This is a genomic window from Kocuria sp. PD6, assembly GCF_031844145.1.
Taxonomy (GTDB): domain Bacteria; phylum Actinomycetota; class Actinomycetes; order Actinomycetales; family Micrococcaceae; genus Kocuria; species Kocuria marina.
In genome coordinates, this window is the sequence record NZ_JAUZUS010000005.1 from 16562 (window position 1) to 36110 (window position 19549).

The following is a 19549-nucleotide window of genomic DNA, read 5'->3' on the forward strand; positions in this document are numbered from 1 at the left end:
CGGCTGGCCGACGCTCGGCTCCGCACGGAGGGTCTGATGACGCGCGGGGTGGACAACCTGCTCCTGTCCGTGGTGCGGCACGGTTCCTACTCGGGTGCCGCTGCCACTCAGGGGATCAGCCACACCACGGTGTCCCGCAGGATCGCGGCCCTCGAGAAGTCCGCGGGAGCCCGCCTGCTGGTCCGCTTGGACGGGGCGTGGGAGCCCACGGATCTGGGTCGACAGTTCGTGAGTGCCGCCGAGGGCATCGAGACGGCCCTGGATTCCCTCGCCCTGGAATCGGGCGGTGCGGGAGGCGGGGTGAAGGGGCTCGTGCGGGTCTTGGCCCCGGACGGCCTGGGCGGGATCGCCGTGGGTGAGGCCATGCGCAGGCTGTCCGAGACCCACCCGGGTGTGCGGCTCGAGATGATCAACGCGGCGCGCCGCCCGAGCGCCAACCTCGTGGGGATCGACGTCGCGGTGGTCGTGGGGCGCCCAGAGGTCTCCCGGAACGAGTCGTTCCACGTGGCGGACTACTTCCTGGGGCTCTACGCGTCCGCGGCGTACGTGGAACGCCACCCGGCCCTCGAATCCCCCGCCCAATTGCAGGAGCACCCTCTGCTCTACTTCATCGAGTCCATGCAGGACGTCCCGGAGCTGATCGATCCCGTGCGGCATCTGCCGCGGATGCACCAGTCGATCGGGGCCACGTCCTCCATGGTGCACGTGGAGTTGACCCGGTCCGGGGCGGGTATCGGCCTGCTGCCGTGCTACCTGGCCGATCGCGCCGGGGTCCGCGCGCCAACGCACTCGCTCGCTAGCGCACCATCCTGAGCTCGCGCAGGTCCGACAGTCGCGGGTCCACCGTCTCGGTCCCGTCCGCGCGGAAGCCATTGCCCTCGTAGAACCGGATGGCGCGCGCATTGGCCGCGGCGACCCACAGCTGCGCGGGCTCGGCCCCCAGCGCGGCGTCCAGCAGCGCCTGTCCCGCTCCGCCGCCGTGGTGCTCGCGCAGAACGTATACCATGCGCAGCGCGGTCTCCCGCGCCGGTTGCGACTCCTCCGGTGCGCCGACCGCGGCGAAGCCCACGATCCGTCCGGCCACCTCCGCGACGCGCACCGCGCTCCGGCCGGCTTCATCGCGCAGCAGGCCGTCCCACATGGTGCGACGACGCCACTGCGCCGTCTCGTCGTAGAAACGCTCCGGGAGCATGCCCGCGTACGTCTCACGCCAGGAACGCACGTGGACGGCCGCGAGGGCGGGAGCGTCGTCGGGCTCGGGGAGACGGATGGTGAAGGCGGGCCGTGTCATGGGTCGGACCTCTCGAGGGGCGCTGCCTCACGACCGAGGATCAGGGCCAATCCGGCCTCGAACCGTGGAGCGCTGTCAGTGGTGGGCAGCCCCATGGCCTCGCGGGTCTGCTGAGCGGTGACGGAGCCCAGTGTGAACCGGACCAGGGTCAGGGCCGTGTTCTCGGCGGTCCGCTGCGTGAGACCCGTGGCGGACAGGGCCGCGACGAGTAGCGGAACCGGCGGCAGGTCGAGCGGATCGAGGGCGTGGGCCACGCCGACGACCTCCGCGCCGTCGCGCACCGCGAGGATCAGCCGACGGAACTCCTCGGCAACCCGAGCGGGGTCGAGGTGGCCGGGCTCGGTGCGGCCGTCATCGGAGTGCCCCGGACCCGCCCCGTCGTGACCGGCCGAGCGGACGGCGCGGGGAATGGCGTCGTCGTGCACCGCGCGGTCGGCGGCGAGCGGTGCGACCATGCGCTGGGCGAGCACCGCCAGCAGCTCCTGCTTGTTGGCCACGTGCCAGTAGAGGGCGCCGGGCTGGACCTCGAGCTCCTTGGCGAGGCGGCGCATGGAGAGGTCACCCAGGCCGTAGCTCTGCAGGATGTGCCACGCGGCATCCACCACGTCATCGCGGTTCAGGGCCACGGTGCTCCTCTCGGGGTGCTCGGTCGGGTGCTGCGTGTGACTCTACCGATCGGCCGGTGCGGCGCGGGGCGGGCGTTGGAGAATTGACTTTCTTGAACGGCGTTCAATAATTGAACAATGTTCAAGAACCCTGCCGAGCTGGCCGAGCGCGTCCTCGCCGGCGACCCAGTGACCCCGGACGAAGCCCTCGAGCTGCTGCACACCGACGACCCCGGCATGCTGGACCTCGTGGCCGCCGCCGCACGGCTGCGCCGCGAACACTTCGGGATGACCGTGAAGGTGAACTACCTGGTCAACCTGAAGTCCGGGTTGTGCGCCGAGGACTGCGGCTACTGCTCCCAGCGCCTGAACTCCGGGACAGACATCCTCAAGTACTCGTGGCTGAGCCCCGAAAAGGCGGTGGAGCAGGCCGAGTACGGCATCCGCGGTGGTGCGAGTCGCGTGTGCCTCGTGGCGAGCGGTCGCGGCCCGTCCAACCGTGAGGTGGGCAACGTGACCCGCACGGTCGAGGCGCTGAAGGAACAGCACCCGGATGTGGAGGTCTGCGCATGCCTGGGCCTGCTCAAGGACGGCCAGGCGGAGACGTTGAGCGGAGCGGGCGTGGACGCCTACAACCACAACCTCAACACCGCCGAGTCCCACTACGAGTCCATCTGCTCCACCCACACCTACCAGGACCGCGTGGACACCGTGGAGCGCGCGAAGGACGCCGGGCTCTCGCCGTGCTCCGGGCTGATCGTGGGTATGCGGGAGACGGACGAGCAGCTCGTTGAGGCGCTCTTCGCGCTGCGGGAGCTGGGCTCGGATTCCGTGCCGGTGAACTTCCTCATGCCCTTCGACGGCACGCCCCTGGCAGGCACGTGGCAGCTGAGCCCGCAGAAGTGCCTGAAGATCCTCTCCGTGGTGCGCTTCGTGTGCCCGGACAAGGAGATCCGCATGGCCGGTGGCCGCGAGATGCACCTGCGTTCGCTGCAGCCGCTCGCCCTGCACGTGGTCAACTCCCTGTTCCTGGGCGACTACCTCACCTCCGAAGGGCAGGCGGCCAAGGCGGACCTGGACATGATCGCGGACGCCGGCTTCACCGTTCTCGGCGCCGGTCCGGACCCGTCCCGGGACCGTCACGCCGGCCCGGCCGACGTGCAGGGCAGCGGTGCGGAGCAGGGCGCGGGGGAGCGGACGACGACGCCGTGCGGGTCCGCGTGCGGATCGGCCGCCGGTTCCGCGTCCGGTGACAATGCTGCGTCCGACGGTGAGTCCGCCTCTGCTGACGTGCCCCGAGGCGAGCCTGCCGAGGGGGTCGGCAGCGCCCCCGAGGACGGTTCCCCCATCGCCGGTGACTTGGCCCGCGGCGGCGCCGCGGCGTCGTCCGCACCGACCGGCGCCGGCATGTCTCCGGCCCTGGCGGCCCTGCTGGGCTCGGGCGACGGCCCCGAGCAGGACGAGGACGACACCAGGGTGAGGGTGGAGCTGAGCCCGACTGTGCGGCGTCGTGGTGCGGGCACGTCGGTGGCGCCGAATGCCTGAACCGGCACCGCAGATCACGCACGGCACCGCGCCCGCCGAGAGCAGCGGGGAGGCTTCTTGCCCCGCCGCGGGTGCCGTGGCAGAGATGGCAGAACAGGGTGACGACGCCGTGGAGCCCACCCGCCTCGCCGCTCGTGACCGCGGGCTGCTCTGGCACCCCTACGCACCGCTGGACGGACCCACACCCCACGCGGTGCTGGCCGCGGAGGGCGTGACCCTGACCCTGGAGACCCCTGAGGGGGACCGGATCCGGGCGATCGATGGCATGGCCTCGTGGTGGTGCGCCGTGCACGGCTACCGCAACCCAGAGCTGGACCGCGCCGCCGTGGACCAGATCACGGAGTTCTCCCACGTGATGTTCGGGGGGCTCACGCACCGCCCGGCCGTAGAACTCGCGGAGCTGCTGGTGGAGGTCACCCCGCCCGAGCTGCAGCACGTGTTTTTCGCAGACTCGGGCTCCGTGAGCGTGGAGGTCGCGCTGAAGCTCGCGGTGCAGTACCAGGCGGCCCTCGGACGACCGGAGCGCCGTCGCATCCTGACCGTGCGCGGCGGCTACCACGGGGACACCACCGGGGCCATGAGCGTGTGCGATCCCGAGGGCGGGATGCACGCCGAATTCTCCGGGCTGGTGGCGGAGCAGCTGTTCGTGGCACCGCCTCCCGCGGCGTCGTCGCCGGGGGAGGATCACGAGTGGGTGGGGTCGGACGAGGACGTCGCGCGGTGGAGCGCGGACGTGCGCGCCACGGCCTGGGCGCACCGGGACGAGCTCGCGGGCGTCATCGTGGAGCCCGTTTTGCAGGGAGCCGGCGGGATGCGCACGTATGACCCGCGCTGTCTGCGAGCCCTGCGGGAGATCGCGGACGAGCTGGACCTCGTGCTCATCGCGGACGAGATCGCCACGGGGTTCGGACGCACCGGGCGGTGGTTCGCGTGCGAGTGGGCCGGGGTGGTCCCGGACGTGATGTGCGTGGGCAAGGCCCTGACCGGCGGATACATGACCCTCGCCGCTGTGCTGGTGTCCGGATCCGTGGGAACGGTCATCACGGCGTCACCGCAGCGTGCGCTCATGCACGGGCCCACGTTCATGGCCAACCCGCTCGCGTGCGCGGTGGCCCTGCAGTCCGTGCGGATGCTCCGGGACACGTGGCGCCGGGACATCACCCGGCTGGAAACCGCCTTCCGGGAGATCCTCCCCTCGGCCGCCGAACTCGACGCGGTAGAGGACGTGCGGGTGATCGGCGGGGTGGGTGTCGTGGAATTCCACCGGGCCCCGGACAATGCACGGTTGACGCGCGCAGCCCTCGAGCACGGGGTGTGGCTGCGGCCCTTCGGTCGGTTGCTCTACGCGATGCCGCCCTTCATCTGTTCGGACGACGACTCCCGCCGCATCGCCCGCGCCGTCGTGCACGCGGCCCGGGACGTCACCGGGGAGGCCGGGGCATGAGCACGGAAACGGAGACGGCACTGGCAGGAGGCACCGCGGGACCCCTTGACGATTGGCTTCACGACCGGGCGCGGGAACGCGACGAACTGGGACTGCGGCGTGAACTGCGGCCCATGCGTGGACCGTGTGTGGACCTCGCGTCCAACGACTACCTGGGCCTGTCGCGGGACCCCCGCGTCGTGGCCGCGGCGCACCGCGCACTGGACGGGTACGGGGCCGGTTCACGGGCGTCGCGGCTCGTCACGGGCACATTGTCCGTGCACGAGGAGCTTGAGCGCGCCCTGTGCGAGCTCACGGGTCAGCCCGCGGCCCTGGTCTTCTCGAGCGGGTACGCGGCGAACACGGGTGTGCTCACGGCGTTGGGAGATGTGGACACCCTCATCGTCTCGGACGCCCACGTGCACGCCTCCCTCGTGGACGGTGCCCGGTTGTCCCGCTCGCCCGTGCGGATCGCGCGGCACTCGGACGTGGCCCACGTGGAGCAGCTGCTGGCGGAGCGGTCGCAGTCGCGGGCGATCGTCGTCGTCGAATCCGTGTACTCGGTGTGGGGGGATCACGCACCGCTCGAGGCGCTGGCGCGGGTGTGTTGCGCGCACGATGCGTTGTTACTCGTGGACGAGGCCCATGGGATCGGGGTCGCCGGCCGTGGTCGCGGGCTCGTGCACGAACTCGGCCTCGCGGGCGCGCCGCACGTGGTCCTGACCGTGACGCTGTCCAAGGCGCTCGGCGCGCAGGGCGGGGCGGTGCTCGGGTCCGAGCTGCTGCGCGACCACCTGCTCAACCGTGCGCGCCCGTTCGTGTACGACACCGCCCTCGCACCGGCGAGTGCCGCGGCCGCCGCGGAGGCCGCCCGGATCGTCCTCGGGCGGCCCGAGCTTGCGGACCGGTTGCACGAGCGCGCGGCCTTCGTGGCCCGCGCGCTGGACGTGCCTCTCGCGCACGCTGCGGTGCAGTCGGTGCCCGTGGGATCGGCGGAACTCGCCGTGGACGCCGCCCGGACCCTGCGTGAGCGTGGGGTGGCGGTGGGATGCTTCCGCCCGCCGTCGGTGCCGGACGGCATCAGCAGGCTGCGTCTCACGGCGCGCGCGAACGTGGAATTACAAGAATTGTCGGGGGCGGTGGATCGGGTGCGGGAGGTTCTGCGCGCTCTGGAGCCGTCCACGCCGGGAATGGGCGCCGGCCTCGGCCGGGTCGCGCCGTCGCGACCCGTTCCGGCCCCGGGCTCCGGCGCCGATAGAGGTACGCCATCCGTCCAGGAGGTCACCGCATGACTCGCAACCCACTCGCCCATGCGCCCCTTCCCCGTATCACCATCGTCACGGGGACGGACACGGACGTGGGCAAGACCTACACGACCGCGGCGCTCGCGGTGGCCGCATGGTCCTCCGGAGTCCAACGGATCGCGGTCTACAAGCCCCAACAGACCGGCGTGCGCGGGGACGATCCGGGGGACGTTGACGACGTCGCTCGGCTGGCTCATACCGTCGGCGTGCCGTCCGTGGCGCTCACCGTGGCGGAGGGACAGCGGCTCACCGAGCCCATGGCCCCGCCTCCCGCTGCGGCGGTCGACGGGGTGGACCTTCTGTCGATCACCGCGCACGTGGAGCGGGTCATGGAATTACAGGAATCCCACGACCTCGTGCTGGTGGAGGGCAGCGGGGGAGTGCTCGTGGAGCTGGACGGGCAGCAGCATACGATCGCGGATCTGGCGCGGGAGCTGCAAGGCCGCGCGGGGGAGGACGTCGGGACGGTCGTGGTGACCCGCCCGGACCTGGGAACCCTGAACCACACCCTGCTGACCCTGGAGGCCCTGCACCACCGGGGCGTGCGGGTGTCGGGGGTCGTGCTGGGATCCTGGCCGGCTCACCCCGATCCGGTGCAGGAATCCAATCGGAACTACCTGGCGGACCTGCCGGATGTGAGCGGCCACCACATCCCACTACTGGGCGCGGTCCCCGCGGGATGGAACGTTGGCGTGAGCTGAAGACGGCACATGGAGGGCTCACGAGCCCTCCACCGCCGCCCCGTAGAGCCGCTCGAAACGGTCGCGGACACCCCGGTAGTACTCCTGTGCGGAATCGCGAGGGGTGTACGTCCCCGCGGGTTCCGGGGAGGAGCACTCCACGTCCGGCGCGAGTGACTCCAGCATGAGCAGGGCATTGCCGCGGCACGTGGACCGCTTGATGGTCTGGTGGATCACGGGGGTGCCCAGGTAGTCGCCCAGGATCTGCAACCAGGACGGCAACTCCTGGGTGACCCGGCCCGCCGCCACGATCCGCTCCACGTCCGTGGCGGCCCGTTCCAGCTCGTCCGACACCCTCCGGTAGGAACCAGCGATCCCCTCCAGCATCCCGCGCGCCATAGCGGAGGCATCCGTGGACGCTGACACATCCGCGAACACCGCCCGCGCACTGCCCGCCCACCCGGTGGAGCGTTCGCCGGTCAGGAAGGGGAGCACCCCGGGGGTGTCGGGGGAGGGATCCGCGGCGGCGATCTCGTCGAGTACGACGCCGTCGAGCGCGAGGGTGTCGAGCAACCAGCTCACGGCGCGGCCCACGTCGTTGAGGGCGCCGCCCAGCAGGCACCGGGAGGAGTCAATGCGGTAGCACCACAGCCCCGGCGGGATGTCCTGGGGGCGGTGGTGCAGCAGGACCCGCATGGCGCCGGAGGTCGCCGCAGACGCGACGATCGTGTGCTCGTCCGATCCGCCCACCCCCAGGTTGGCGCACAGCCCGTCCGCCACGGGCGCGAACCACTGCGCGTTCGCGAGCCCCTGCCAACGCGCGGTGCGCTCGGGATCCACGTCCGGCAGCGGTTCGTGGGGTTCGAGGACCGGGGAGAGCACGTCCGCGGTGATGCCGGCGGCCTTGAGCATCCGCCGATCCCAGTTGCCCGAACGGCGGTTGAGCAGCCCCGTCCACGCGGCGGTCGCGGTACCCGCGGCGGTGGTGCCGAGCAGACGCAACCACACGTACTCGCCGATGCTCAGCCAGCGCTCTGCGGCCTCGAAGTCCTCGGGGCGCGTTTCCGCGAGCCACCGGAACCGCGGGGCCAGGTAGCTCGTGTGCAGGCGCGCGCCCACGGTCTGCTGGACCTGCCGTTCGTCGAGTTCCTCGCGCATTTGTTTCAGCTGCGGCGCGCACCGTGAGTCGGCGTACGTGAAGCACTCGGTCACGGGGTCACCCTTCGCGTCCACGCCCACCAGGGAGGACGCGAAGGAGTCCAGGCCGACGCCGCGCACCCGCCCCGCGAGCTCCTTCCGGTCGCACACCACGTCCAGGATCTCGCGGATCTCGTCCACCACCTGGTCCGGGTCGATCACGGAGGTGCCGTCCGCCGCGGTGGTGAACGCGTGGGGGATCTTGTGGCGGTACCCGCGCACGGGTGTCCCTGTGGCGTCATGCACGGAGCCGCGCGTGGCGGTGGAGCCGATGTCCAGGGTCATCACCAGGGGGTCCTGCGCCCGGTCCAGTTCCACGGCGAAGTCCACGCCGTCGTCCAGGCACGGTGTGTTCTTGTGCTTGCCCATCTGCGTCTTGCTCCCTCGCGGTTGTGCCGTCCTCCCAGTCTAGGGACGGGCCCGGTGCGCGCTCGGCGGACGACGGCGCCGGGGTCCGGGGCGCGCGGGACGGACGGCGGCGTCGTCGTCCTCTCGTCCCGAATGGTGAGACGGCTGTCTGCTATGTGAAAACTGTGTCGGCGTCACGCGTATTCTTGAGGGAACACTTTTTGCCGGGAGAACGGCGCATTTCGCGCCGTCCACGTCCCGGTCCAGCCTTCGGGAAGGGGTCACAGTGCCGCAGCTACGTTCAGCAACGTCCACCACCGGTCGGAACATGGCGGGTGCCCGCGCCCTCTGGCGCGCCACCGGCATGGGCAGCGAAGACTTCGGCAAGCCGATCATCGCGATCGCGAACTCCTTCACGCAATTCGTCCCCGGTCACGTGCACCTGAAGAACATGGGGGAGCTCGTGGCCTCCGCGGTGCGCGAGGCCGGAGGCGTGGCCAAGGAGTTCAACACCATCGCCGTGGACGACGGCATCGCCATGGGCCACGACGGCATGCTGTACTCCCTGCCCTCCCGGGACATCATCGCCGACTCCGTGGAGTACATGGTCAACGCGCACTGCGCGGACGCCCTGGTGTGCATCTCCAACTGCGACAAGATCACCCCCGGCATGCTCATGGCCGCGCTGCGCCTGAACATCCCCGTGGTCTTCGTCTCCGGCGGCCCCATGGAATCCGGCGAGGGCGTGGAGGGCGTGGTGGAGCACCGCGTGGACCTCGTGGACGCCATGGCCCTGGCCGTGGACGAGTCCGTCACGGACACGCAGCTGGCCCAGATCGAGGAGAACGCGTGCCCCACGTGCGGTTCGTGCTCCGGGATGTTCACCGCCAACTCCATGAACTGCCTGACCGAGGCGCTGGGTCTGTCCCTGCCCGGCAACGGCACCACGCTGGCCACGCACGTGAACCGCAAGCGGTTGTTCCTGGAGGCCGGGCGGCGGATCGTGGAATCCGCCAAGCGCTATTACGAGCACGACGACGACTCCGTGCTGCCCCGCAACATCGCCACCAAGGCAGCGTTCCGCAACGCCATGGCCCTGGACATCGCCATGGGTGGGTCCACCAACACGGTGCTGCACATCCTGGCCGCCGCGCAGGAAGCCGAGGTGGACTTCAATCTCTCGGACATCGACGCGCTGTCCCGGAAGGTCCCGTGCCTGGCCAAGGTGGCGCCGAACTCCACCAAGTATCACATCGAGCACGTCCACCGGGCGGGCGGCATCCCCGCGATCCTGGGTGAACTGCGGCGCGGCGGGCTGCTGAACGAGGACGTCCACACCGTCCACTCGCAGACCATGGGCGAGTGGTTGGACGAGTGGGACATCCGCTCGGGCAAGGCATCCGACGCCGCCAAGGAGTTCTTCCTGGCGGCACCGGGCGGCGTGCGCACCACCCAGGCGTTCTCGCAGGCCAACGAGTACGAGGACCACGACGTGGACGCCGCCGAGGGCTGCATCCGCTCCGTGGAGCACGCCTACACCAAGGAGGGTGGGCTCTGCGTGCTGTTCGGCAACATCGCCGAGGACGGCGCGGTGATCAAGACCGCCGGGATCGACCCCGACCTGTTCCACTTCACCGGCCGGGCCTTCGTGGTGGAGTCCCAGGACGAGGCCGTGCACGAGATCCTCTCCAAGAACGTGAAGGAGGGGGACATCGTCGTCATTGCCTACGAGGGACCCAAGGGCGGACCGGGCATGCAGGAGATGCTGTACCCCACGAGCTACCTCAAGGGCCTGGGGCTCGGCAAGAAGTGCGCGCTCATCACGGACGGCCGCTTCTCCGGGGGCACCTCCGGGATCTCGATCGGCCACATCTCCCCGGAGGCAGCGGCTGGCGGTGCCGTGGGTCTCATCGAGCACGGTGACGAGATCGAGATCGACGTGGAGAACCGCGTGCTGCGGGTCAACGTGGACGACGCCGAGCTCGCGCGCCGTCGCCAGGAGAAGGGTGACGCCCCCTGGAAGCCCACCAAGCCGCGTGAACGTCGCGTGTCCAAGGCGCTGCGGGCGTACGCTTCCATGGTGACCTCCGCGGACAAGGGCGCAGTGCGCGTCGTGGAGGACTGAGGACGGTCCCACCCGGGCGGTCAGGACGAAGGGAACAGATATGTCCCAGAACGGCCCGCGGTTGACCGAGGTCCAGGAGAAACACGTCCTGCAGCGGCGCTTCGAGGACGAGACGGCGGGGTTCCACAAGGGGCTGGGCGCTCGCCAGTTGCAGATGATCGCGATCGGCAGCGCGATCGGGACCGGGCTGTTCCTGGGCGCCGGTGGCCGGTTGGAGCAGGCCGGTCCGTCCCTGTTCCTGCTGTACGCGGTGTGCGGTTTCTTCGCCTACCTGATCCTGCGCTCACTGGGCGAACTCGTGGTGCACCGGCCGTCCTCCGGCTCGTTCGTCTCCTACGCCCGTGAGTTCTACGGCGAGAAGGCCGCGTATGTCTCCGGGTGGTTGTATTGGCTGAACTGGGCCATGACGGCGGTCGCGGACGCCACGGCCATCGCGATCTACATCAAGTGGTTCGGTCAATACAGCGCGTTCGTGGCGGGGATCCCGCAGTGGATCCTCGCGTTGATCGTGGTGGTCCTAGTGGTGTTGCTGAACCTGGTCTCGGTCAAGGTGTTCGGCGAGCTGGAGTTCTGGTTCTCCCTGATCAAGGTCCTGGCCCTGGTGGTCTTCCTGGTCATCGGCACGTTCTTCGTGCTGTTCGGCACGCCCACCGGTTCCGAGGTGGGGTTCTCCCTGATCCGGGACAGCGGGGGCCTCTTCCCGTCCGGCGTGCTGCCGGCACTCATCGTGGTGCAGGGTGTGGTGTTCGCGTACGCCGGCATCGAGCTCGTGGGCACCACGTCCGGGGAGACCCGCAACGCGGAGAAGGTCATCCCCCGGGCCATCAACACGGTGATCCTGCGGATCGCGGTGTTCTACGTGGGCTCCGTCCTGCTGTTGTGCCTGCTGTTGCCCTACACCGCCTACAGCGCCACCGAGAGCCCGTTCGTCACGTTCTTCTCGTCCATTGGCGTGGACGCGGCGGGGCCCATCATGCAGCTCGTGGTGATCACCGCGGCGCTGTCCTCGCTCAACGCAGGCCTCTATTCCACCGGGCGCATCGTCCATTCCATGGCGCAGGCCGGTTCCGCCCCGAGGTTCACGGGCAAGCTGTCCGCGTCCGGCGTGCCCTACGGCGGCATCCTGTTGACCGCCGGGGTGGCCGTGCTCGGCGTGGGGCTGAACTTCGTGGTCCCGGAGCAGGCGTTCGAGATCGTGTTGAACCTCGCGGCACTGGGCACCATGGCGGGCTGGGCCGCGATCTCGCTGTCCCACCAGCGATACGTCTCCCTGGCGCGGAAGGGCTTCTACAACCGCCCGAGCTACCGGGCGCCGCTGGCGCCGTTCACCAACTGGCTGACCATGTTCTTCCTCGCGGGGGTCCTTGTGCTGATGGCCGTGGACTACCCCGTGGGCACCTTCACCCTGGCGTCCTCCCTGGTGCTGATCCCGATCCTGGTGATCGGGTGGTTCATGGTGCGGGGCAGGGTGCGCGAGATCGCCGCCGAACGCGAGGGCTTCACGGGGGCGTTCCCGGTGCTCGCGGAGCGGCCCGCGGTGGGCGCGTTCCGCCCGGTGGGCCGGGAGAACTCCACGGGTTCCGGGTCCACCACGTCCACGGCGTCCCTGCATCGGGCCCCGGGGCCGGGTTCCACCGCCGGTGCCCCGACGCCGCCCCCGGGACACCAGGGTCCGGGGCACCAGGGCCCGGACACGTCCCGCTGACACCCGCACGGGGCCCTGTTTCCGCTACTGTGACCTAGATCAGTGCAACAGCACACATCAGTCACCCGGTTCCCCGCTGCCCATCGCGCAGCGGCCGGAACCGTCTTGAGGCAGAATTCCGGGGAATCACATGGATGCGTTGACAGAACTCGTGGGAACGCTGGGCGGTTACATCTGGTACGTCGTCTTCGCGATCCTGATCGGTGTGGGGTTGTACCTGACCATCCGTACCAAGGCCATTCAGCTGCGCGGGATCCCCGAGATGTTCAGGGTGCTCACCGATCCGCCCGGTGACGCCGAGAACGGCCGGAAGGGCATCTCCTCGTTCCGCGCGTTCACGGTCTCCGCGGCCGCTCGCGTGGGCACGGGCAACATCGCCGGTGTGGCCATCGCCATCAGCCTGGGTGGGCCCGGTGCGGTGTTCTGGATGTGGGTCATCGCCGCGATCGGCGCGGCCAGCGCGTTCGTGGAGTCCCTGCTGGGGCAGCTGTACAAGGTCAAGACCGGCGACGGCTACGTGGGCGGTCCCGCGTACTACATGGAGCGCGGGCTCAACAAGCGCTGGATGGGTCTGCTGTTCGCGGTCATCATCACCGTGACCTACGGTTTCGTGTTCAACTCCGTGCAGTCCAATTCCATCGTGGACGCCGTGAGCGGGTCCTTCGACGTGGACATCACCAACGGCCAGGGCATGTGGATGCGCGTGGTCCTGGGTCTCGCGCTCGTGGTCATCACCGCGGCCGTGATCTTCGGCGGCATCCGCTCCATCTCCTCCGTGACGCAGATCCTGGTCCCCGTCATGGCCGTGCTGTACCTGGTCCTGGGGCTGCTCGTGATGGTCCTGAACATCACCGCGGTCCCCGGCATGCTGCTCATGATCGTGGAGGGCGCGTTCGGCATCCGCGAGTTCGTCACGGGCAGCGTGCTCGGTGTGATCATCCAGGGTATGAAGCGCGGTCTGTTCTCCAACGAGGCCGGCATGGGTTCCGCGCCCAACGCCGGTGCGACCGCCTCCATCTCCCACCCGGCCAAGCAGGGTTTCGTGCAGTCCCTGGGGGTGTTCTTCGACACCATGCTCGTGTGCTCGATCACCGCGTTCATCGTGCTGCTCTCCAACCCCACGTTCGGCGACGAGCGCCAGGGTGCCTCCCTCACGCAGAGCGCCCTGGGCATGCAGCTGGGTGACTGGGCCGTGCACTTCCTGACCGTGGCGATCTTCCTGTTCGCGTGGTCCTCGGTGATCGGCAACTACTACTACGGCGAGTCCAACATCCGCTTCATGACCAAGTCCCGTGCGGCCATGAACATCTACCGCTTCGCCGTGCTCGTGTGCGTGTTCCTGGGTGCCATGCTCGCGCTGGACCTCGTGTGGTCTCTCGCGGACCTGTTCATGGCTTTCATGGCCACGCTGAACCTCATCGCGCTGTGCATGCTCGCGGGTGTCGCCGCCAAGGTGCTGGCCAACTACATGGAACAGCGCAAGGCCGGGGTGGAGCCCGTGTTCAAGGCCGGGGACGTCCCCGGGATCACCGGTCTCTCCGCCTGGGACGGCACGGACACCGTCACACTCCCCGTGTTCTGGGAACAGCGCGCCAACCAGAAGAACGGGGCGCGCCGCTGAGCGACCCGTACGCGGCGTCGTCGTCCCCGGCTCTTTGCAGGGGCGACGACGCCGCTGTCGTTCCCGCGCACGCACGTCACCGTGCGTGGCGGGCGCGCGGACGACGCCGCTCGCGGGGACCGCTCGACGGCTGCGCTCAGCGGCGCTCGGGCGAGGGGATCGGGGAGTCGCCCGAGCCGTCCGCGAGATCCTGCTGGACCTGGGTGTCGATCGCGCCGGTGAGGGCGTCGTCGTCCGCGGGGGAATCGTGGGTCGCGTCCCGGAGCTGGTGCTCGTTGAACTCGGAGAACTCCTTGTCCTGCGCGCGACGCTTGGTCAGCAGGGCGCGGATCCGGTTGCGGCGCCCGGCCTCCACGCTGATGTCCTCGCGGTGACGGAACCACCACCACAGCATGACGACCACCAGGACCATGCCCACGTACCCGATGATCGGGTAGACCACGCTCATCAGGGTGCCGAAGCCCGCGAGGCTCACCACGTAACCCACCGCGCACAGGCCCAGGAAGATCGGGACGTAGCGGTGGCGGTGGTTCACGGTGACCCGGCGACCCAGGGCGTAGAACATGCTGATGGTCGTGTTGTAAATCATCACGAACGTCACCACAACCATCCCGAGTGCGGCCCACGGGTGCATGGTTTGGAAGAGCTGGAGCATGGGCACCTCGGAGCCGCCCACGGCATCGAAGTTCACGAGTAGGGCGAAGGCGTTCATGGCCAGCAGAACGGTGTAGACCACGCCGCCCAGCAGCCCGCCCCAGCCGGCATCGCGCGGGTTGAGGGCGTTGCCGCCGATTACCAGGGACATGGACACGCCCAGCATCAGGGCCATGCACGTGTAGTTGATCGCGGACAGCCACCACGGGCTCACGGGGGAGTCCGCCTGCACCGCGAGCTCGTGCAGCGATCCGAGATCCACGGGGAGCTTGGTCAGGGTGTAGCCGAAAGCCACGATCACGGCCACGAAGATCGCCGGGGTGACCGCCGAGATGATGTTGGTGACCTTGTTGACGTTGAGCAGCCCCGTGACCATCACGAGCACCACCATGATGGCCGAACCGATCCATGCGGGCAGCCCGAACTGTTGTTCCAGTGTGGAACCCGCACCGGCGAGCATCACGATGCCCATGGCCAGCAGGGTCAGGCTCACCGCGATGTCCAGGAACCGGGACACCACGGGAGAGGACACGGACCGGAAGACCCGGCGGTGTTCGTCCGCCAGGAAGTAGCTGCCGATGTGGATGATCACGGCACCCGCGGCGATCATCAGGATCCCCGAGACCACCGAGCCGGCCAGCCCCCAGACACCGAACGAGATGAAGTACTGGATGACTTCTTGACCGGTGGCGAAACCGGCACCCACCAGCAGGCCCACGAAGGCCAGGGTGACTTGCAGGGTTTTCTTGGCGGACACGGGAGCAACTCCTCGGGGGTCGGACGGTTCTCATGTGGCTCGGATCACATCCTGGGCCTTCTCCACCGGTCAAGCATAGGGAGTGGGCTCCTCCGCGCCACGGGACAGCGTCCGGCCTGCGACGTGATGTCGCCGACACCTCCCGATCTCAGGCCAGGACCTGGCGCTTCGAGGAGATCACTCCGGTGTTGAACCCGGCCAGGTGGAGACCGCCGTGGAAGCGCGCGTGCTCGATCTTCACGCACTGGTCCATCACCACGTCCAGCCCGGCGTCCTCTGCGATGGCCGCCGCTTCCTCGTTCCACGAGCCCAGCTGCAGCCACAGGGTCTTGGCGCCCACGGCCACGGCCTCCCGTGCCACGCCGGGCAGGTCCGCGTCCTTGCGGAACACGTCCACGAGGTCCGGGACCTCGGGCAGCTCCGCGAGCGACGGGTAGACCTTCTGGCCCAGCACCTCGTCCAGCACGGGGTTCACGAAGTACACGCGGTACGGGCTCGACGACTGCAGGTACGTGGCCACGAAGTAGCTCGCGCGGGACGGCTTGTCGGACATTCCCACGATCGCGATCGAGCGCGTGCCCCGCAGGATGCCGAGCCGTTCGGGGGCGCTGGGGCCCACCCAGGTGCGTTGCGTGCTCATACCTGTTCTCCTTCGGCTCCGGGCAGCGTGCAGGCCGCCGCACTGTTGTCCTGGTCCAGGGTGGTGCGCGCCGCGTCCGTGAGCGCGGCGGAGGGGGCGATGACGCCGCCGTCCCGGTTCCTACCGCTGGCTGCGCTTAGTGCCTGGTCCAGGTCCCACAGGATGTCCGCGGCGTCCTCGAGACCCACGGAGATCCGGATCAGGTCCTCCTTGACCCCGCCCGCGGCGAGCTGTTCGGAGCTCAACTGCTGGTGGGTCGTGGATGCGGGGTGCAGCACAAGGGTGCGGGCGTCCCCGATGTTGGCCAGGTGTGAGGCCAGTTGCAGGCTCCCGATGAATCGGGCGCCCACCTCACGGCCGCTCAACTCGTCCGTGCCGGCCACACCGAAGGCGAAGACGGATCCGATGCCGTGGGGCAGGTACTTCTGCGCGCGTTCGTGGTGGGGGTGGCCCTCGAGTCCCGCGTAATTGACGTAGGAGATGCGTGGATCCGTGGCGAGCCACTGCACGACCTCCTGCGCGTTGGCCACGTGGGCGTCCATGCGCTGGGGGAGGGTCTCCACACCCTGCAGCAGGTTCCACGCGGCCTGCGGGGTCAAGGACGGCCCGATGTCCCGCAGCTGCTCCGAACGCAGTTTGGTCAGGAACCCGTACTCACCGAAGTTCCCCCACCACGTCACGTTGTTGTACGAGGGAACCGGTTCGGTCATGGCCGGGAACTTCCCGTTGCCCCAGTCGAAGCGGCCGGATTCGACCACCACGCCACCCAGGGTGTTGCCGTGCCCGCCCAGGAACTTGGTGATCGAGTGGATCACGATGTCCGCGCCGTGCTCGAACGGGCGGCACAGGTACGGGGTGTTGAGGGTCGCGTCCACGATGAGCGGGACACCCGCCTCGTGGGCCACCGCGGCGAGCCCCTCCAGATCGGCGATCTCACCGGAGGGATTGGCCACGAGCTCTGTGTACACGGCCTTGGTGTGCTCGGTGATCGCAGCCTTGTAGTCCGCCGGGTCGGTCCCGGGGACGAAGGTGGTTTCCACGCCGAAGCGACGCAGGGTCACGTCCAGCTGGGTGACCGTTCCGCCGTAGAGCTGGGACGAGGCCACCACGTGGTCACCCTGGCCACACAGCGCGGCGAACGTGATGAACTCGGCGGCCATCCCGGAGGACGTGGCGACCGCCCCGATCCCGCCCTCGAGGGAGGCGATGCGCTCTTCCAGGGCCGCCACGGTGGGGTTGCCGATGCGCGAGTAAATGTTGCCGTACTTCTGCAGCGCGAACAGGTTGGCGGCGTCGTCGGCGTCCTTGAAGACGAACGAGCTGGTCTGGTAGATGGGCACGGAGCGGGCCCCGTGCTCGGCGTCCGGGGTGCCGCCGGCGTGCAGGGCGCGGGTGCGGAAACCGAACTGGTGCTCGGCCATGGATGTCCTCCTCGTCGGCCGGGTACGGCTCCCGTCCGACAGCTGCCCGGGGCCGCGCAGCACTCCATCGGTCCTGGCGGTAGCACCGTGCAGTTGGCCGAGCACTGCGGGTTGCTGCGGCGTCATGGATCCAGGTCTCTCGGCCGCTCGGGATGGTGCGCCTATTGTGTCGCGCGCGTGGGTGACGGACCAAACCGTGCGGATCGCAGCCGCCCGAAAGCGGGTGCGATTGATTCAGAGGGCGCGCGCCACGGGTGCCCCGCCGCGAAGGTCACGCTGCAGAACAGGTTCCAGCGTTCCCTGGCCCGCAGGATCCCGGATGCCACGGTGGTCGAGGACTCACGCTCGGCGGCCCGCACCACCGCGCGTCCCGCCGGGCCGTTGCGGCTGCCCTTTCCCCGGTGGCGCAAGGGCTGACCCGCCCGTCCGCGGTTCGGCCCCCGGTCGGTGGGGCCCGCGGTGAAAGCGGTGAACTTCCCGCCCGTGGGGTCGCCGACTGCTGGTGAGCTCGCTGGCTTCGGGGCGGAACTCAGCCGTACTTCTCGGGGTCCTTCCGGCGCAGGTTTTCCCGCGCCACCGCGGTGAGGTTCTCGAGTGGCAGCCCCGCCGGGCAGACCTCCGTGCAATCGCCCAGCAGGGAGCACGGGCCGAACTCGTGCTCGGCGGCGTCGAGCACCTTGCTCGAGCGCTCGTCGCGTTCCTCGGGCGTCTTGGCGAGCGGCGGCAGTTCCTTGAGCAGCGTGCCCACGTAGAGCTGGCCCGAGCCGTTGGGGCACGCGGCCACGCACGCGCCGCAGCTGATGCACCCAGCGGTGTTCAACGCCTTCATCGCGACCGGGAACTTGGCCTCCTTGGCCACGCGCCGCAGGGCCTTCTTGTCCACGGACAGGTCCTTCTTGACCGGGAACGCTCCCGCGCGCAGGGGCTCGATGAAGATCTCGTCCCCGTCCCGGTAGGCCCTGAGCGACTGAGTGCACGAGGCCCGGTTCTTCTCCGGCCCGTGGGCCACGCCGTCCACGGTCACGCCGCACTTGCCGCAGATGCCCTCGCGACAGCCGTCGTCGAAGCTCACCGGCTCTGTACCCTGGCGCTCGAGCGTCTCGTTGACGGCATCGAGCAATTCGAGCACGCTCATCTCCTCGCGGGCCTGCACGGGGTGGACGGTCTCGAAGCCACCGGGCTCGTCCTCGCCCGCCTGGCGCCACACGTGAACGGTCAACAGCATCAGCGCACCACCTTGGTCAGTACGGCCACGGGAATGCTCACGTTCCCCAGGGCGACGACGCCGCCCACGGCCTTAGCGATCGTGTCCACCTGTCGTACCCGTCGCGCGGTTCCGGTCACCCCGGTGTCCATCGCGGCGGTCCGCAAGCCGTGGATCATGTGTCCGGCGAGCGCGGCCATCGAGGCCGTATAGAACACCGCCACGGACGGCCGGGACAGGCTCGCCACCAGGTTGCCGTACGCGTCACCGTGGGTGTGGCTTACGGAAGCAGCAGGCCGGGCGCCCGCCGTCAGGTCCAGCACGTGGTGCACCGTGAACAGTCCGAGCACCGCGCCCGTGGAGCGCATCGAGCGGGCGATGATCCGGGGGACGGAGCGGCGTCGGCCCCGGGGGCGCTGACGTGGCGCGTGGCCATCTAAGCGGCTGGCCAGGAAGGCGCCGTTGAACGCCGCTTTCCGGTACCGTTGCGTCCCGCTCGGGGGAGGCGCGAGGGGGAAGCCACCCCGCAGCACCTTCTGCGCGGCGGCGCCCACCCGCCACGTGATGGGCCGGAGCGCATCCGCCACCGCGCGGCCCTCGGCGCTCATGGCCCGCAGCGTGAGCTCGGTTCCGGCCAACACATGGGTCGCAGCACTTCCGATCAACCCGATACGCACGACCCACAGCACGGAGTTGCGGGGCAGCACCGGCGCGCCCACCGTGCGAATGAACTCGGCGTACTCGTTGTAGTGGTCCCGGCCTAGGTAGACCTGCATGTTCCCGGCCATGTGCCCCACAGTGAACACGCTCAACACGGTGCCAGAGGCGGCCATGGCGAGCTTGAGGTCGGAGCTGTGGGTGTCCCCGAACATGCGCTGCCAGGCATCGCCGGCCACGGCAGCAATCCCGGCAGTGACGGACGCGTCCGCGGGGGCTGTGGCCGTGCGGGTAGTGCCGGTGACGGGTCGCTCGGTCGAGGGCTGCGCGGCGGAATTCATCACTGAGCCATCTTAGAAGTTCCTTCGGGGC

At 69.5% G+C, this 19549-nt stretch carries 17 protein-coding genes and 1 riboswitch; of the genes, 9 read left to right on the forward strand and 8 right to left on the reverse strand.

All coding sequences use genetic code 11. From position 1 onward, the window contains the following. Positions 1–36 precede the first annotated feature (36 nt). Positions 37–813: a LysR family transcriptional regulator gene (locus Q9R22_RS05745; protein ID WP_131332210.1), complete on the forward strand. Its 777-nt coding sequence runs from the start codon at positions 37–39 to the stop codon at positions 811–813. Here Q9R22_RS05745 and Q9R22_RS05750 read toward each other — a convergent pair. Next, complete coding sequence (locus Q9R22_RS05750; protein ID WP_131332211.1) at positions 797–1291, reverse strand: GNAT family N-acetyltransferase; 495 nt, start codon at positions 1289–1291, stop codon at positions 797–799. The two genes, Q9R22_RS05745 and Q9R22_RS05750, sit on opposite strands and share 17 nt — an antisense overlap. Beyond that, the gene (locus tag Q9R22_RS05755; protein ID WP_131332212.1) at positions 1288–1917 is read right to left on the reverse strand and encodes a TetR family transcriptional regulator; all 630 of its coding nucleotides are present in this window, start codon (positions 1915–1917) and stop codon (positions 1288–1290) included. The genes Q9R22_RS05750 and Q9R22_RS05755 overlap by 4 nt, the downstream gene beginning before the upstream one ends. 117 nt (positions 1918–2034) lie before the next feature. Here Q9R22_RS05755 and bioB point away from each other — a divergent pair, with 117 nt between their 5' ends. From bioB to bioD, 4 genes are all read left to right on the forward strand, one after another. Then, positions 2035–3441 carry a biotin synthase BioB gene (bioB, locus tag Q9R22_RS05760; RefSeq protein ID WP_131332213.1) on the forward strand — a complete coding sequence of 469 codons (1407 nt, stop codon included), beginning with the start codon at positions 2035–2037 and terminating at the stop codon, positions 3439–3441. Positions 3442–3526: 85 nt separating this feature from the next. Then, complete coding sequence (gene bioA / locus Q9R22_RS05765; RefSeq protein ID WP_131333844.1) at positions 3527–4885, forward strand: adenosylmethionine--8-amino-7-oxononanoate transaminase; 1359 nt, start codon at positions 3527–3529, stop codon at positions 4883–4885. Continuing rightward, positions 4882–6156 carry an 8-amino-7-oxononanoate synthase gene (locus Q9R22_RS05770; RefSeq protein WP_131332214.1) on the forward strand — a complete coding sequence of 425 codons (1275 nt, stop codon included), beginning with the start codon at positions 4882–4884 and terminating at the stop codon, positions 6154–6156. The genes bioA and Q9R22_RS05770 overlap by 4 nt, the downstream gene beginning before the upstream one ends. Beyond that, complete coding sequence (gene bioD, locus Q9R22_RS05775) at positions 6153–6869, forward strand: dethiobiotin synthase (protein WP_131332215.1); 717 nt, start codon at positions 6153–6155, stop codon at positions 6867–6869. Before Q9R22_RS05770 ends, bioD begins: the two co-directional genes overlap by 4 nt. 18 nt (positions 6870–6887) lie before the next feature. On the opposite strand, the gene Q9R22_RS05780 is transcribed toward bioD, so the two are convergent. Then, a complete protein-coding gene (locus tag Q9R22_RS05780) occupies positions 6888–8414 on the reverse strand; it encodes a gluconokinase (protein ID WP_131332216.1) in 1527 nt (508 codons plus the stop codon). A 265-nt stretch (positions 8415–8679) separates the two neighbouring features. Between Q9R22_RS05780 and ilvD the strand changes: the two genes are divergently transcribed. The 3 genes from ilvD (at position 8680) to Q9R22_RS05795 (ending at position 13844) form a co-directional block, all read left to right on the forward strand. Further along, on the forward strand, positions 8680–10518 hold the full coding sequence (gene ilvD, locus Q9R22_RS05785) for a dihydroxy-acid dehydratase (protein WP_064846519.1): 1839 nt from the start codon (positions 8680–8682) through the stop codon (positions 10516–10518). Positions 10519–10558: 40 nt separating this feature from the next. Continuing rightward, positions 10559–12223 carry an amino acid permease gene (locus tag Q9R22_RS05790; RefSeq protein ID WP_311254118.1) on the forward strand — a complete coding sequence of 555 codons (1665 nt, stop codon included), beginning with the start codon at positions 10559–10561 and terminating at the stop codon, positions 12221–12223. A gap of 130 nt (positions 12224–12353) precedes the next feature. Continuing rightward, complete coding sequence (locus tag Q9R22_RS05795) at positions 12354–13844, forward strand: sodium:alanine symporter family protein (protein WP_131332218.1); 1491 nt, start codon at positions 12354–12356, stop codon at positions 13842–13844. A gap of 136 nt (positions 13845–13980) precedes the next feature. On the opposite strand, the gene Q9R22_RS05800 is transcribed toward Q9R22_RS05795, so the two are convergent. The 3 genes from Q9R22_RS05800 to Q9R22_RS05810 form a co-directional block, all read right to left on the reverse strand. Then, positions 13981–15255, reverse strand: a complete 1275-nt coding sequence (locus tag Q9R22_RS05800) for a hypothetical protein (protein ID WP_311254119.1) — start codon at positions 15253–15255, stop codon at positions 13981–13983. Between the two features lie 148 nt (positions 15256–15403). Beyond that, complete coding sequence (locus Q9R22_RS05805; RefSeq protein ID WP_131332220.1) at positions 15404–15895, reverse strand: CoA-binding protein; 492 nt, start codon at positions 15893–15895, stop codon at positions 15404–15406. After that, positions 15892–17316 carry an O-acetylhomoserine aminocarboxypropyltransferase/cysteine synthase family protein gene (locus Q9R22_RS05810; RefSeq protein ID WP_311254120.1) on the reverse strand — a complete coding sequence of 475 codons (1425 nt, stop codon included), beginning with the start codon at positions 17314–17316 and terminating at the stop codon, positions 15892–15894. The genes Q9R22_RS05805 and Q9R22_RS05810 overlap by 4 nt, the downstream gene beginning before the upstream one ends. Before the next feature lie 61 nt (positions 17317–17377). Continuing rightward, a riboswitch (SAM riboswitch) is annotated at positions 17378–17475 on the reverse strand. An 18-nt stretch (positions 17476–17493) separates the two neighbouring features. On the opposite strand from Q9R22_RS05810, the gene Q9R22_RS05815 reads away from it, so the two are divergent. Next, the gene (locus Q9R22_RS05815) at positions 17494–17733 is read left to right on the forward strand and encodes a hypothetical protein (RefSeq protein ID WP_131332222.1); all 240 of its coding nucleotides are present in this window, start codon (positions 17494–17496) and stop codon (positions 17731–17733) included. Positions 17734–17845: 112 nt separating this feature from the next. On the opposite strand, the gene Q9R22_RS05820 is transcribed toward Q9R22_RS05815, so the two are convergent. Together Q9R22_RS05820 and Q9R22_RS05825 are read right to left on the reverse strand one after the other, a co-directional pair. Beyond that, positions 17846–18541, reverse strand: coding sequence for a succinate dehydrogenase/fumarate reductase iron-sulfur subunit (locus tag Q9R22_RS05820; RefSeq protein ID WP_131332223.1), 696 nt, complete (start codon positions 18539–18541; stop codon positions 17846–17848). Continuing rightward, a complete protein-coding gene (locus Q9R22_RS05825) occupies positions 18541–19518 on the reverse strand; it encodes a succinate dehydrogenase cytochrome b subunit (RefSeq protein WP_131333845.1) in 978 nt (325 codons plus the stop codon). Before Q9R22_RS05825 ends, Q9R22_RS05820 begins: the two co-directional genes overlap by 1 nt. Positions 19519–19549 lie beyond the last annotated feature (31 nt).